15 protein-coding genes are annotated in these 13576 nt (G+C 63.1%); all 15 read right to left on the reverse strand.

Annotated elements, in window-relative coordinates; translation table 11 throughout:
* Nucleotides 1–165: 165 nt before the first annotated feature.
* Nucleotides 166–1128 carry a type II secretion system F family protein gene (locus DSC91_RS31360; RefSeq protein WP_115782403.1) on the reverse strand — a complete coding sequence of 321 codons (963 nt, stop codon included), beginning with the start codon at nucleotides 1126–1128 and terminating at the stop codon, nucleotides 166–168.
* A gap of 48 nt (nucleotides 1129–1176) precedes the next feature.
* Nucleotides 1177–2154: a type II secretion system F family protein gene (locus DSC91_RS31365; RefSeq protein ID WP_115782404.1), complete on the reverse strand. Its 978-nt coding sequence runs from the start codon at nucleotides 2152–2154 to the stop codon at nucleotides 1177–1179.
* A 51-nt stretch (nucleotides 2155–2205) separates the two neighbouring features.
* Nucleotides 2206–3573 carry a TadA family conjugal transfer-associated ATPase gene (locus DSC91_RS31370; protein ID WP_115782405.1) on the reverse strand — a complete coding sequence of 456 codons (1368 nt, stop codon included), beginning with the start codon at nucleotides 3571–3573 and terminating at the stop codon, nucleotides 2206–2208.
* A gap of 19 nt (nucleotides 3574–3592) precedes the next feature.
* Nucleotides 3593–4801 (reverse strand): CpaE/TadZ family protein, encoded by a 1209-nt coding sequence (locus DSC91_RS31375; protein WP_115782406.1) that lies wholly within the window; start codon nucleotides 4799–4801, stop codon nucleotides 3593–3595.
* 26 nt (nucleotides 4802–4827) lie between these two features.
* Nucleotides 4828–5292, reverse strand: coding sequence for a TadE/TadG family type IV pilus assembly protein (locus tag DSC91_RS31380; RefSeq protein WP_115782407.1), 465 nt, complete (start codon nucleotides 5290–5292; stop codon nucleotides 4828–4830).
* Nucleotides 5289–5798 (reverse strand): TadE/TadG family type IV pilus assembly protein, encoded by a 510-nt coding sequence (locus tag DSC91_RS31385; RefSeq protein ID WP_162831533.1) that lies wholly within the window; start codon nucleotides 5796–5798, stop codon nucleotides 5289–5291. The genes DSC91_RS31380 and DSC91_RS31385 overlap by 4 nt, the downstream gene beginning before the upstream one ends.
* A 39-nt stretch (nucleotides 5799–5837) precedes the next feature.
* Nucleotides 5838–7091, reverse strand: a complete 1254-nt coding sequence (locus DSC91_RS31390; protein ID WP_115782409.1) for a TadE/TadG family type IV pilus assembly protein — start codon at nucleotides 7089–7091, stop codon at nucleotides 5838–5840.
* A 25-nt stretch (nucleotides 7092–7116) separates the two neighbouring features.
* Nucleotides 7117–7428 carry a hypothetical protein gene (locus tag DSC91_RS31395; protein WP_115782410.1) on the reverse strand — a complete coding sequence of 104 codons (312 nt, stop codon included), beginning with the start codon at nucleotides 7426–7428 and terminating at the stop codon, nucleotides 7117–7119.
* A 21-nt stretch (nucleotides 7429–7449) separates the two neighbouring features.
* Nucleotides 7450–9402, reverse strand: a complete 1953-nt coding sequence (locus DSC91_RS31400; protein WP_115782411.1) for a type II and III secretion system protein family protein — start codon at nucleotides 9400–9402, stop codon at nucleotides 7450–7452.
* Between the two features lie 100 nt (nucleotides 9403–9502).
* Complete coding sequence (gene cpaB / locus DSC91_RS31405) at nucleotides 9503–10339, reverse strand: Flp pilus assembly protein CpaB (protein WP_115782412.1); 837 nt, start codon at nucleotides 10337–10339, stop codon at nucleotides 9503–9505.
* 37 nt (nucleotides 10340–10376) lie between these two features.
* Nucleotides 10377–11774: an ATP-binding protein gene (locus tag DSC91_RS31410; RefSeq protein ID WP_115782413.1), complete on the reverse strand. Its 1398-nt coding sequence runs from the start codon at nucleotides 11772–11774 to the stop codon at nucleotides 10377–10379.
* Nucleotides 11775–11862: 88 nt separating this feature from the next.
* On the reverse strand, nucleotides 11863–12399 hold the full coding sequence (locus DSC91_RS31415) for an A24 family peptidase (protein WP_115782414.1): 537 nt from the start codon (nucleotides 12397–12399) through the stop codon (nucleotides 11863–11865).
* Nucleotides 12400–12420: 21 nt separating this feature from the next.
* On the reverse strand, nucleotides 12421–12612 hold the full coding sequence (locus DSC91_RS31420; RefSeq protein WP_115782415.1) for a Flp family type IVb pilin: 192 nt from the start codon (nucleotides 12610–12612) through the stop codon (nucleotides 12421–12423).
* A gap of 108 nt (nucleotides 12613–12720) precedes the next feature.
* A complete protein-coding gene (locus DSC91_RS31425; RefSeq protein WP_229758134.1) occupies nucleotides 12721–12888 on the reverse strand; it encodes a Flp family type IVb pilin in 168 nt (55 codons plus the stop codon).
* Between the two features lie 146 nt (nucleotides 12889–13034).
* Nucleotides 13035–13205 carry a Flp family type IVb pilin gene (locus DSC91_RS31430; protein WP_115782416.1) on the reverse strand — a complete coding sequence of 57 codons (171 nt, stop codon included), beginning with the start codon at nucleotides 13203–13205 and terminating at the stop codon, nucleotides 13035–13037.
* Nucleotides 13206–13576: the final 371 nt, after the last annotated feature.

The following is a 13576-nucleotide window of genomic DNA, read 5'->3' on the forward strand; positions in this document are numbered from 1 at the left end:
TACTGCGAGGTACTCAAAACGTCCATACAGGGTTAACGTCCCGACTCGCCGGTGGATAAATAGGCACTTATACCGAGGAGCCGAGATTCAGGACGCATCGCCGATGACCGATGCGCGCCACGCGGTCTCGTGTTTCCCTGGCGGTTCAACCCGTTCGACCACCTGCTAGCCGCCGCTCAAAGTGGGGAGGAGAATCCTGTAGATGTGGATAAACGCCGGCCCGAGCAAGACGGTGAGAAGGGCAGGAAAGATGCAGAAAATCAGCGGAAACAGCAGTTTCAGCGCGATCTTCGAGGCCTGCTCTTCGGCGCGCATGCGGCGGCGCGTGCGCAGCGTGTCCGACAGCACGCGCAACGAGGCGCCGATGCTGGTGCCGAAACGTTCGGCCTGAACCAGCATTGCGCAAAAGGAATCGACATCCTCGACGCCGGTGCGCAAAGAGAGATTACGCAGCGCCTTTTCCTTGGTGAACCCGGAGCGCATTTCGAGCAGCATCAACTGCAGTTCGCTGGCGACCACCGGGCTGCGCAGTTCTATTTCTCCCGCTACTTTCACTAACGCCGCGTCGAGGCTGAGACCCGCTTCGACACAGACTGTCAGCAGGTCGAGCGCGTCGGGAAAATCTTCGAAAATCGCCCGCTTGCGCCACGCAATGCGGCGCGCCAGTACGAAATTCGGCAGGTAGTAGCCGATCGCGCCGAGCAGGGCGAGCACGGCCATCAAGACGTACTGCTGCGCCGCAAGCGACGAATTGGCCAGCCACGCAAGGGCAATCAGCGGCAGCGCGAGCGCGAGCACGGTTTTCGCGGCGAAATACAGGGCGGCGGCACCCTGTGTGCGCCACCCTGCATTCATCATTTGCACGCGCAGTGCCGAGTTTTCCCAGCCCTCGGTCGGGACCGACAGTTTCGAAATCGGCTGCGAAATCTCGGCGAGCTTTTCGAGCCATGCCGAGCCTGACGGCATGCCGTCGGGTTCGGACATGGGCAGGTTGGTCCCGCCTGCCTGTTCGATTCGCCGGCGCATATCGCGCGGCGAGAATAGCAGCATGGCGCCGAATACCGCGCCGAACACCACGGCGAAAAGGCCGGCCAGCAACAGCATGTGCATCGAGTCGAGCGTTTGCATGACAGCTCCTTAATATCCTGATCTGCAGCGTGTGTGCGAAGAGTGCGATCAGACGCGAATCTTGACGATGCGTCGCATCCACATCACACCGCATAGCATCGAGAACACCACCATCTCGACGACCTTGATGCCGGCCGGGTCCTGCCACAGCACTTCAAGGAAAGTGGGGTTGAGGACCATCATCAACCCCGCGGTGACAAACGGAAGCAGGCCAAGTATCCACGCCGACAACTTGCCCTCGGCCGACAGCACGCGGATCTTGTCGAACAGCTTCATGCGTTCGCGGATCAGCGTTGCAATGCCGTCCAGTATCTCCGCGAGATTGCCGCCCGTCTCCCGCTGAATGAGGACGGCGATCACGAAGTAACGCAGATCGCGGATCGGTACGCGCGTCGCGAGATTCATCAAGGCCTCGTTCAGTGCAACGCCGTAGTTGATTTCGTCGAACGTGATGCGGAATTCACCCCCCATGGGCTCGGCGAACTCGGTGCCGACCATGCCGATTGCGCTGGAGAACGCATGTCCTGCGCGTAGCGCGCGGCTGATCATGTCGGCGACGTCCGGCAACTGGCGTTCAAGTTGGCGCAGCCGCTTACTGCGCCGCCTGCTTACATGGAGAAACGGCAGCAGCGATGTGAACAGGGCGCCGAGTGCGGCGAACATCGTCGGTATGGGTGTGAGCGTGGACAGGGCGAGTACGGTCGCAGGCAGAACGAGGGCCGTACCCATCAGTCGCGCAATCGACCACTTGAGCCCGGATTGCTGGATCCACAGGTCGAGCGTCTGGATGCGAGGCATCTGCATCAGCAGCTTGTCGAGCAATTCCGACTCGCTCAACATGCGCTGCTTCAGGATCGTCAAGCGTTCCTTATGAACCTGGCCGCCGGCGGATAGTGCGCGAATACGCGATTCGATCCGGCGGGCGGCAGGGCCGTGACGATTGTTCCACCACTGGTAGCCGCCCTCGAGCGCGAGCACGACCGCGAGGAACAGCAAGACGGCGAATGCGTAGAAGATCGGGTTCATGCAAGTCTCCTGAGACCGCTGCGAGTCAATAAGCGGATCGGGTCAGCCGGATCACGTCGTTTCGAAGTGTCGTCCCGGGTCGTAGGTCTGGTCGGGCAACGCGACGCCAAATGCCTGCAGGCGCTCAGCGAATTTCGGCCGCACGCCGGTCGCGCAAAACCGCCCGCGCACGTTGCCGTTCTCATCGATTCCGGTTCGCTTGAACGTGAAGATTTCCTGCATGTTGACGATGTCTCCCTCCATGCCGGTGATCTCCTGAATGCTGACGATCTTGCGTCGACCGTCGGTCAACCGGGCAGCCTGCACCACAACCGATATGGCCGATGAAACCTGCTGGCGCATGGTTTTGGTCGGCAGCGACAGGCCCCCGAGGTTGATCATGTTTTCGAGGCGCGTCAGCGCATCGCGCGGGGTATTCGCGTGGATGGTGGCGAGCGATCCTTCATGACCGGTGTTCATCGCGTTGAGCATGTCGAGCGCCTCGGCTCCGCGCACCTCGCCGAGGATGATGCGATCAGGCCGCATCCGCAGGGCGTTGCGCACCAGCGTGCGCTGCGTGATCTCGCCGCGCCCTTCGATGTTCGGCGGCCGCGTTTCGAGCCGCAGAACATGCTGCTGCCGCATTTGCAGTTCCGCCGCGTCTTCGATGGTCACAATGCGCTCATCGTCCGGAATGAAGCCCGACAGGACGTTGAGCAGCGTCGTCTTGCCGCTGCCGGTCCCGCCCGACACCAGTATGTTCACCTTCGCGCGCGCCAGTGCATCGAGCACCTCCGCCATCGGCGGCGTGAGGCTCTGCAACTGGAGCAGGTCGGAGACTTGCAACGGATTGGCCGCGAAGCGCCGGATCGAGAGCAGCGGTCCGTCCACTGCGGATGGCGGAATGATTGCATTGACCCGTGAGCCATCTGGAAGACGTGCGTCGACCATCGGGCTCGATTCGTCAATCCGGCGTCCGACGCGAGACACGATTTTTTCGATCACCTTCATGAGGTGCGCGTCGTCGTAGAACGTCACGTCGGTCAGCTCGAGCCGCCCTTTGCGTTCGACGTAGGTGTGCTGGTGCGTGTTGACGAGAATGTCGGATATCGTCGGATCGCGCAGCAGGCTTTCCAGAGGACCGAACCCGAACATCTCGTCGTAGACGTCGATCACCAGTTGCCGGCGTTCGATATCGTTGGCGGGCGCCTTCTCTTCTTCGAGAATGCGCGTGATGAGCGCGCCGATTTCGTGGCGAACCTGCTCGGGCGGCATACGCGCGAGACGCTCCAGTTCGACTCGATCGAGCACGCACTGATGTATTTCGCGTTTCAACCTTTGGTAAGCAGCCCGCGCCATGTGGTTCGGCGAGTGCTGTGCGTTTTCGCGTTCGCCGAACGGCTGCACACGTTGAGCGGAAATCTGTTCACGCAGCGACATGATGGTCTCCTCAGGTTTATCACATAGCCTTGAGCTTCGGTGCCGGGCTGCGTCCGAAGAAGCGGGCGAGCAGCGGCTCACCCCTTTCGCGGCCGCTTTCGGGTCCCGCCGACAGGCTGACGATGTTGTTCGCGAGCGCAAGCAGACTGCGCGACACGTTGCTATTGCGGCTCAGCTTCGATACCGGCACGCCGTGGTTCATCGATTCGGACACGGTCTCGATGTCTTCCGGGATGACCTGATAGGGACGCATGCCGAGCACTTCCTCCAGCGCGGCCCGTGCGCGTTCCCCATGGCGCGTGTAGCGGTTCAGAAGCAGCCGGGTACGGTCGGAGGGATAAGCGAGCGACGCCAGAATCTCCTGCAGACGCCGGCCCGCGCGCACATGCGGCATGCTCGCCTGCAAGACGAGATGGATCTGGTTGCTGCGATCGAGCGCCAGTATGGAGAGCGGGTTGATCGATTGTCCGAGATCGAAGATCACCAGGTCGTAGCGCGGAACGGCGACGCCCAGAATCCATTCGAGCCTTTCGTCCTTGATCTCCGACGCTTTGATCGGATCGCCGGCGCCGGCGAGTATATGGAACGTGTCGCTCACATGCACGAGGCAGGCGTCGAAAAAGGCCGCGTCCATCCGCTCTACCTGTGCGCACATCTGCGGCAACGTCGAGGGGGGTCTTTCGTCGGTGACGAGAAACGCGGCGTCCCCGAAAAGCTGATTGAGGTCGATCAGCAGCACGCGTTTTTGCTGGCTATCCGATATCGCGTGAGCCACGTTGCTGGCGATGAAGCTGGTTCCCGCTCCGCCCTTGCAGGACAGGAACGAAACAATTTGCGTTTCGTGAGCGCCATTCAGCGCGCGCTGACTCTCGATGCGTGAAAGCGCTTCGCAGAGCGTGGCCTTGTTGAGCGGCCAGCCGAGCACGTCGCGAAAGCCGGCGCGCATGGCTTCGATCAGCGTCTGCGGCGACGCGTCGGGAATCAGCAGGATGGACGTGACTTGAGGACGCCGATGGCACAGCTGGCCGACGACCGGAAGCTCGGCGGTTTCGAGCGACGATGCGTCGACGATCAGTACGTCGAACGCATCCAGGCTGTCGCCGCGCTCGGCTAGCGACGAGGGTTTGCCGGCCACGCGGGTCGTGCGGTAGTTGCCGCATTCGCCGATCAGACTCACGATTTGAGCCAAGCGCGTGGCGTCTTCCGATGTGATGAGAATGTTGATCATGGTCGTGGCTGCCTGGGTAAGTTGTGTTATTGACAGACGCTTCCACCCGTCGACGTTGCGAGACTTTCGCGCGGCAGGGTGGTCGTGAGCGGTGGCATCGTGAGCGTGAGGGGCACGAACGGAATCATGGTTTTCACGCTGACGTTGGTCACGCTGACGGTGACTAACGTGCACGTGTTGCGTGCGGTGGTGGGATCGGAATCGCAACCGGACGGCGTGTACGCGACATTCACGTTGGACGTGGCGAGCAGAGGCAGCAGGCCTGTGATCCTGCTTTTGACAACCGCAGCATCGGCATCGCAGACCGTGGCGGTACGTGCGCCGAGGCGCACGGCTTCACTCGCGGTGTTCCAGTAAAAGAGCACGCGGCCCAGTTCGCAAGCGCCGATCAGCAGGGTGAACAGGATGCCTGCGACCAGCGCGAACTCCACGGCGGCGACTCCGCGTTGTGCGCGCAGCCGGGATGATCGGGAAACAGGGCGCGGGTTCATGACACTTGCCTCATCACGGTGACGATGTTGCCGAACGTCAGTTGCGACAGATTGAAGTAGGTCAGGATCGGGGAGTACGGATAACCCTTGATCTTGACCTCGACGAGGTTGACGCTGCCGGCTGCGTTCGAAGGGCCGGTTCCGTTGTCGTTGTCGTAGGTTGGGACGTTGGCGAACTGCGCCGGGTCGGAGGCATCGGCGCAACTGGTCGTGTGCGCGCTGTCGCATACGATCACCATCGAGGTCGTCAAACCTGTGACGAGCTCCGTTCCGCTGCCCGACGACGGACAGGTCGTGCTGCCATAGACGGCGAGACACTGGGCCTGCGCGAGCGGGTAGGCGCTATCGGTCGGCAGGTAGGTGGACAGATAGCGCGCGGCATCGCGCGTGGCTTTCGTGAGCGCTTCGTACTGGTAAATTGCGTGGCCAAATTCAGCCACGCCGGCAACGAGCGTCACGAGCGGAATCAGCACGATGGCGAATTCCACCGCGGCGACACCGCGCATGCGTGCTGGACGGGTAGAGCGTTTATTCATGTCAGCCCCCTATTGCAACAACACCGGTACCTGCGGCCCGACCGAGCTGCCGGAACCAGGAACGCCCTGCGTCGCGCACGGGCTGCCCGGCGCCGACGACGAGCCGCGGTACTCCAGATGGACCGGGCCGGCTGTCCCGCCGGAGTCCATCGGGTCGAGCATCAGCACGCAGTCCCAGGAAATGACTGGAGCCTGGTGGCTGCTCGCCAGCACGCCGCAGTCCAGTTCGGGCGCAAGCGCGAGACGCCGGTCGGCGCCGAGCGGGTAGTTGCTGGCGCTGTATGTCCCTTTGGTGTTGGAGCCGGTGGCCTTGTCGCCCTGATACGGCTGAAACGTTTTGCGCTCGTTGACGAAGTCGCTATATGCGTTGGCCTGCGCAGTCCAGGTCGTCGAGGTGTACGCGAATCCGGTGAAATCGGGCGCGCCGTCGGCAGGTCCCTTGTACGAGGTGCCATAGATGCCGAAGCGCGTATTCCAGGCGCCTGAGTCGGCGACCATGTTGCCCGTCGAGCCGATGTTCGCGCCGACGGCGGGCAGGGCGCAATAATTCCCGGTCAATTCATTCTTGATCGAATTGGCGCTGTTGCTGCCGTCGAGGGCGGCCCAGCCAAAGTTGCCGGAGCCATATGCCGGCGAGGCGCCGCTTTTCGACGCGATCCACTGCCCGACCGTATACGTTTCGCCTGCTGTCGGCGGCGTGGTCTCCGTGCCGGCCTTGCAGATGAACGCCGGAATCGCGCAGGTGGTTTGCGCGGCGCCGACGGTGGCCACGGCCGTAGCGGAAACGGTTGCATTGGCGATGCTCGTGCCGCTGAACGCGCCAAGCACCTGGATGAACCAGTTCGCAATGCTCGCCTTGGACGCCGTGCATTTTGCGTATTTGATGTTTGCCGGGGTGGTCACGGAACTCTTCGGCAGGAACGGGTTGCTCAGCGAATCGCTGAACAGCACGCTGCTCTCTGTTTTCATCTGCACGGCGCCGCTCTGGAACAGCGCGTAGTTGAGGTGGCCGGCGGTGATGCCGGCCGCCTCGGAGACAGACAGATTGACTGTTGCACCGGTGAGATCGCGTGCGGCGGCCAGTGCACAAGCATCGGCGCTGTTCTGCAACTCGCTTCGGGTCACGTACAGCTTGCCGAGATCGAGCGCGAGGCCGACGAAGCCGATCAGCGCCACGAGCGACAACGCGACGATGATGGACACGGCGCCACGCTCGTTCCGACGAGCCGCGCCGTCCCTCCCTGATTGCTTTACGCTACGCATGACGTCCCCCCGGTGCATGTTGTTCTTACTGACCGCTGGCCCCGCCGCCCCCGTTTCCGATGCCGATGACAAACGCGTTCGACTGCGGTACGGGTTGCTGAAATGACTTGTCGTAGGTGTCCATCGCCGAAGCGGCGGCCTTGCCGTCCACACCCGGCGCCGACTGCGCGTGTTCGGCCGCGTGCGGATCGATGATCTGCGCCTGGGTGACGGTTTTGACCGCTTGACCAAAATGCGCGTCCCAGATCGGCGTGCTGGACATGCAACCGCCGAGTGTCACGCAGGCCGGCACGATGAGCGCGGCCCAGCGTGCGAGAGCAAAGTGTTCGTTTTTCATGACATTCCCCTTGGCATCACATCAATGTTCGAGCGCGTGGCTGGACGTGTCCGCTTTCGCGACTTCCTGCCGCCCCTGGCGGGCGGCGATCCGTGCTGCGGCGCTTTCGATTCGGGCAGCGCGGGCCGCCTGCTCGGTCTCTCCGGATGACGCCGCTTCCGCTAGCGGCGCCGTAGTGCCGGCCGCCGTATCCGGCACGAGGCGCGACCGGTCGGCGCTGGGCGCCGCGGACTGCGGCCCGGGCTGCGGCAACGCCATCGCAACGGGCCCGGCCGGCGGTTGGGGCGCCGGTGCAGGCGAGGGCAGCGGTGCCTGCGGGCTCACCGAAGCCGGGGCCGGCATGGGCGTAGAAGCGGGAGCCGCGTCGGCAGGTGCGGCACGCATTTTCGGGTGGCGGCCTTCCATGTTGCCGGTCGCGTAGACGTCGGCCTCGTTCGGCTGCGAGAAGCTATCCGTGGGCAGCGGGAGGTCCGCCGTTTGCAGCGGCTTGACGAGATGCGGCGTGATGATGAACACCAGTTCCGTCAGGTCTTGCTGGAACGACGTGCTGCGCGCCAGCGCGCCGAGCACCGGCACTTCGCCGATGCCGGGAATGGCTTTCAGCGCGCCCGTCACGTTGCTCTTCATCAGGCCGCCGATCGCAAACGATTCGCCGTCGCTCATCTGCACGACCGTGGATGCTCGACGTGTCGTGATGAGCGGCAGGATCGACACGCCGCTCACGTTGGTCGCGCTGAGCGTGATGCCGGTCGGCGACAATTCAGACACCTCGGGCGCGACCTTCAGGCTGATGCGGCCATTGGCGAGCACGGTCGGCGTGAACTTCAGGCCGACACCGAATTCCTCTTCCTGCAGCGTGATCGTCGTGGCACCCGTACTGCTGCTCTGCGGCACCGGAATGAAGATCTTGCCGCCGGCGAGGAAGGTGGCCTCCTGGCCGCTGATCGCAACGAGATTCGGCTCGGCGAGGATCTTGACGAGATCGTCTGTCTTCTGCGCATCGACGGCGAAGTTGAACGGGCGGTTGTTCGCCTTGCTACCCACGATCGCGCTCGTTACGCCGGCTAGCAGATTGCTCACGAGCGCGCCGCTCCACGAGCCGAAGCCGCCTTGAATGTTGAGCGCCGCGCCCATCTGGTTGATGAGCGTCTTCGACACCTCGGCGACCTTGACTTCGAGCATCACCTGCTGGGGCGCGTCGACCGTCATCATGTTGATCACGTCTGCCGGCTTGTTGGTGCTCGAACTCTGCTGGTTCACCGGGGTCCCGTTGCCGAGGACACCGGACCCGCTCTGCGATTGCTGGGTGGGCTGCGCGTTTGCATAGGCCTTCGCGATTTCCATCGCCTGCTGGGCAGCCGGCGAGCTCGACACGTGCCCTCCGAGCACCAGGTTGCCCGCGGCAGTCGATACCCGGATGCCGCGCTCAGCGGGCAGCAGTTGCCCAAGCGATTGCTGCACGCCGTTGGCGTCGATGTTGACGATCACGTCGATCATCTGGCATCCGCCGCTGTGTCCCTGCACGATCATGTTGGTCGTACCGACCGCCATGCCGACGAGGTAGAGCGTGCGCGGCGACACCAGTGTGGCTTGCACGATCGTTGGATTGCCGAGCGTGCGGTTGCGTGCCGGTTCGGCGAGAGGCAGGAGCGTCGACTTGCCGACCGGCACGACGACGCTGGTTTCTTCGCGAATGTCGCCGCTGCAGTTCGGGCCGCGCAGCGGTGCGGCGCCGCCGGCTGCACCACCGGCCGGCATCGGCGCCATGCTGAGCATCATCGGTGTCGGCACGCGGCCCACCGGCAACGGAGCATTCGGCCGGGCCTTCGAGAGCGCTGGGCCCTCGACGGCTTCCTGTGCCGCGCCGCTTTGTGCGACAAGCAATCCGGTGCATAAGGCCGAGGCGAGTACGACGCCGCTCAGCGAGCGGCTACGCATCGCACCACCGGTTGAGATCCACAGTTTCGTTTTCATTTTCCTGCCCCCGTTTCTCGACATCGATCGAGACTTCCGTTATTTGCCTAGGTGATGCCAGTTGCCGCGGCTCGTCTTCGCGGATGCCGCTGCATCCGGCCTAAAAACATTCGACGCTGCCCAATACACCGGAAAGCACGCCGACACAGTCCCGCTTCGCCGCTGGTCGTGCGGCGTAGTGCACGCGTGCCGGACGCGCGGGTAAAGCCGCGGGTGCGGAGGCCGGAGCGGCTACGGGTGTACCGAGCAGCGTGATCTTCGTGGCGCCGCCAGTCGGCAGCGTTGCCGTATCGACCTGGTTGCGCAGCACCAGCGACAACGTGCCGACGCTACGCGCGAGGTCGAGTTTTTCCGCCTGATCAGGCGTGACTTCGAGCGTGACCGCGTTGACGACTTTCGGCGCCGTGTCGTCGCGATTGACCTGCTGGGCCACCGCGAGAACCAGGATCTTTTCCAGCACGATCTTCGAAATGCTTTGCTGAGCGTCGCCCTTGTCCGACTGCTGGGTGTTCACGATGACGTCGACGTAGTTGCCCGGCAGCGCGAAGCCCGCTACGCCGACCACGTCGTTGACGCGGACCGTGATGGCGCGGTTGCCGTCGCCGATGACGGCGGAGAGGCCGCCTTTCGTGCCGATCGGCGCGAGCTTCGATTCGATCACCGGCTCGCCGCGCCCGAGACTCGTGCGCACCACACGGCCCTCGAGCGCTTTCGGATCGGTGAATGCGCCCGGCGGCACACTTCCCGTCGGCCAGTTGACGGTGCGGATCAGGCTGGCGTTGAGCGGCTCGCCGAGGTTGACGTCGCCCGTCGCGACCGCGATAGGCGTAACCGCATTCGACGAGGTTTGCATCAGCCATCGCGAGGCGAAGACCACGGCGGCCAGACCGGCCAGCACGGCGATGACCAGCATGAATAGAGCGCGACTGTTTTTCATGGTGATACTCCTGCGTAGGTCGTTGGACACTGACCGGTCAACCGGCGGCCAACTGTTGGCCCGGCCGGTCGGCCGTAGTTGGGTAAGGACTGTCATGCTCCATCACGGTGCCGAAATAGCTGTGCCATGCTTCGCGCAGCCCTTCACCCGTCACTTCGCGCGCCGTGCCGCGGTAATGCGCCGCGGCGGAAACAAGATTGAGCAGATCGCCTGGATAGCAGGCCAGGAACGGTTTGCCGCTCGGGAAATGCAGGTTGTGAAGCAAGTAGTCGAATGCGCTTGGCGTCGCAACGAGCTTGAGCGCGGCACAACGCGCGTTGAATACCGCGCGATAGTCGTCGACCGGCAAGGGGCCCACGTACAGCTTCGAGCCGAGCCGGCGCAGAAATGCGTCCTCGAAATGGGCCGGCGCGAGATTGGTGGAGAACACCGGCCATACGTCGAAGGGCGCCACGAAGCGCGAGCCGGATTGCAGCGTGAACTGATCGACACCCCGATCGAGCGGCATCAACCAGCGGTTGAGCAGGTCATGAGGCGCAATGCGCTGGCGCCCCAGATCGTCGACGATATACAGCCCCATGTTTGCTTTCATGTGCGGCGGCGCCTGGTAGAAGCCGGCCGTGGCGTCATGGCGCAGGTCGAGGGCTTCGAGTGTCAGTTCGCCGCCCGAGATCACTACCGGCCGGCAGCACAAGCGCCAGCGCCGGTCGCTCGTCTGCGTCCTGCTTTGCTCGGGTGCGTCGCGATGCACGAGCGGGTCGTAAAGCTGAATAATTTCGCCGCCGACATAGAGCGCATAAGGAACCGGCACATTGCCGCGTAGCAGCAGTCCAAGCCGTTCGGCGAGAAACGTCTTGCCGCTGCCTGCGAGACCGTGCAGCATCAGCGGCCGTCCGGCATTGAGCGATGCCGCCGCTGCATCGAGAAGCGCGCGGTCGACGACTACATCGCGGAATGCCGAACTGACGTCGCCTTGCGTGATGCGGACCCAGCGGACCGAGTGTTCGTGCACACTTGCTACATAGCTGTCGAGCGCGACGGGAGCCGGGCCGCAATATCTGCAACGCTGCATTTCGTCCTGTGCGAGATGGCGGCCGCTGTCCGTGAGACGAAGCTGCACGTCGATGTCATGCGAGCCGCGGTGTGTGATCTCGACAAGGTGCTCGCGCACGAGAAATGCCAGCACGTCGTCAAGTACGCCCACCGACAGCTTGTGCCGCTCGGCGAGATCCGCGAAACTCGACTTGCCGTGCAGCAGGACGGACTTGAGTACGAGCCGTGTCACGAACTCCTGAGGCAATCCGGTTTCGGCGAGCGAGCGCGGAGCGCGCAGCGACACGGTGGATTCCTCCGCGTGACGGCCGTACGACGGCTCAGGTTCCGGGAGGTGCATAACCTGCGCGACACTCCCGCCTTCAATGTTCTGCTGGTTCATCGCTGTCTCTCCAGCACCGGTTCGCAACCGGTGTCACAGGCTGTACGGCTCGGGTTGTCCATGCTGGCGGCAACCCCGGATTTTTCGGCTATGCAGCCGACGCGAACAACACACCTAATGTCCCGGCGGCAATGGCGACGCCGTAGGGCACAGATCCAACCGATTCGATCTGCTGGTACTGAAGAATTCCGGCCGCTTGTGGTCCGGGGCGCCACGCGCCGCTTACGATGCACCAGAGATTCACGAGCAATTGCCTCGTGCGACGTTGACGCAACGTGACGCACAGCGACCAGATTCCGCCGGCGATGAACGTTGCCAGGGCGATGCGGACGGTTATCGCCGGGCCGACCCAGGCGCCGATCGTCAGCAGTAGTTTCACGTCGCCGGCGGCCATGCCCCGCAACAGATAGAAGGGCAGCAACACCGCGAACCCGGTCAAGGCGCCGGCGAGCCAGTGCGCACCTCCGGCAAGCGGGCCGTCCAGCCAGACCTGCACGACCAGTGCAGCGGCGAGGCCGATCGCGATGATCCGGTTAGGAATTCGCCGGCAAGTGAGATCCGTGCTGGCCGCCACGATGGCCAGCGCAATCACGCATGCAGGAATGGGTTGTGAGGGCAGAAACATGGCGGTCTCGATCCGGTTCGTCTACATGTATCCACGCGCCGTCGCGATCTGGGTCGCGATGCGCTGATGGAGATTGCCCACGGAGCCGGCAGGCGTTGCGACCGCGTCGAGGATCGTCGCTGCAATAGGCGATCCGATCAGCCGGTACCCGATCGACGTGACGCCGCCGCCGTCTCGCAGCAACTGCTTCGCAATATCGCTCCATGCGTACATGGCTATCTCCCGAATTGGCTCGTCGTCGGTTCCGCTCGACGGTGAAACACCTGATGATTCCTGGGAAGACGGGGAGACGGAGAACCGTTCACCCGTCGAATCCCGTCTCTACAGTTCACTTGAGATGGTGTTGAACACTGCGTTCAGATCTGTCCCGACCAGCGCTACGGCAACGATGATGGTCACCGCGATCAGTGCCGCGATAAGGCCATACTCGATGGCCGTCACGCCTTGTTCGTCCAGCACGAAACGTCTGGTACGGGCTGCGTCAATCAGGAAGAACCGCAGCAGCGAGACGCGTCGCTCTGCTTCTCTCATCGCATTCATGGGTCGCTCCTTTCCAGGTTGGGAGGGCTGTCAGAGTCGAAGGCCCGGCGCAGACGGACGAATCAACGGCTGATCATCGTCCGTCGGCGCGCCGCTTACAGGTCACTCGCGACCGTCGTAAAGAGCGCACTCAGCTTTGTGCCAACGGCCGTTACAGCGACGATGATGGCGACTGCGATCAGGGATGCGATCAGTCCGTATTCGATGGCGGTCACGCCGTCTTCGTCACGAACGAAACGCTTGGCTTGGGCGATGATATGTTGCATGGCGAACTCCTTTGTATAACTAACGATAAACCCTTTGCCCGGATAGGCTGAGGGGAGGTACTGCTATGGGCACTGCAAGAAAATGGGCGCCGAGTCTAGGCCGGCCGTGTCCGCGTACACGCCAATGCGTGCAACCGGATCGGGTCGGAAGAGTCGTTGCGAGGAAACAGGCCACGAACCGCGTGCAAGGCGAATTGCCAGACGGATGGTCCGTGAATTTCATTGCCGACGCGACAGAGCGCGCAGCGAACGATCGATGTGATTGCTGCCGGGAACGTGAAGCCGATGTCGCCGCGGCGACGGACGGGCCGCCGTTTTGCCTGATCGTTTTTCATGTCGTGGTCCTTGACTTCTGCTGCCTGTTTTTAGTC

It is taken from the genome of Paraburkholderia caffeinilytica (genome assembly GCF_003368325.1).
Lineage (GTDB): Bacteria > Pseudomonadota > Gammaproteobacteria > Burkholderiales > Burkholderiaceae > Paraburkholderia > Paraburkholderia caffeinilytica.

Bases quoted from the DNA above. Each gene is read 5' to 3' on its own strand.
- DSC91_RS31360 (WP_115782403.1), bottom strand. From the start codon at position 1,128: ATGCAAACGCTCGACTCGATGCACATGCTGTTGCTGGCCGGCCTTTTC.
- DSC91_RS31365 (WP_115782404.1), bottom strand. From the start codon at position 2,154: ATGAACCCGATCTTCTACGCATTCGCCGTCTTGCTGTTCCTCGCGGTC.
- DSC91_RS31370 (WP_115782405.1), bottom strand. From the start codon at position 3,573: ATGTCGCTGCGTGAACAGATTTCCGCTCAACGTGTGCAGCCGTTCGGC.
- DSC91_RS31375 (WP_115782406.1), bottom strand. From the start codon at position 4,801: ATGATCAACATTCTCATCACATCGGAAGACGCCACGCGCTTGGCTCAA.
- DSC91_RS31380 (WP_115782407.1), bottom strand. From the start codon at position 5,292: ATGAACCCGCGCCCTGTTTCCCGATCATCCCGGCTGCGCGCACAACGC.
- DSC91_RS31385 (WP_162831533.1), bottom strand. From the start codon at position 5,798: ATGCGCGGTGTCGCCGCGGTGGAATTCGCCATCGTGCTGATTCCGCTC.
- DSC91_RS31390 (WP_115782409.1), bottom strand. From the start codon at position 7,091: ATGCGTAGCGTAAAGCAATCAGGGAGGGACGGCGCGGCTCGTCGGAAC.
- DSC91_RS31395 (WP_115782410.1), bottom strand. From the start codon at position 7,428: ATGAAAAACGAACACTTTGCTCTCGCACGCTGGGCCGCGCTCATCGTG.
- DSC91_RS31400 (WP_115782411.1), bottom strand. From the start codon at position 9,402: ATGAAAACGAAACTGTGGATCTCAACCGGTGGTGCGATGCGTAGCCGC.
- cpaB (WP_115782412.1), bottom strand. From the start codon at position 10,339: ATGAAAAACAGTCGCGCTCTATTCATGCTGGTCATCGCCGTGCTGGCC.
- DSC91_RS31410 (WP_115782413.1), bottom strand. From the start codon at position 11,774: ATGAACCAGCAGAACATTGAAGGCGGGAGTGTCGCGCAGGTTATGCAC.
- DSC91_RS31415 (WP_115782414.1), bottom strand. From the start codon at position 12,399: ATGTTTCTGCCCTCACAACCCATTCCTGCATGCGTGATTGCGCTGGCC.
- DSC91_RS31420 (WP_115782415.1), bottom strand. From the start codon at position 12,612: ATGTACGCATGGAGCGATATTGCGAAGCAGTTGCTGCGAGACGGCGGC.
- DSC91_RS31430 (WP_115782416.1), bottom strand. From the start codon at position 13,205: ATGCAACATATCATCGCCCAAGCCAAGCGTTTCGTTCGTGACGAAGAC.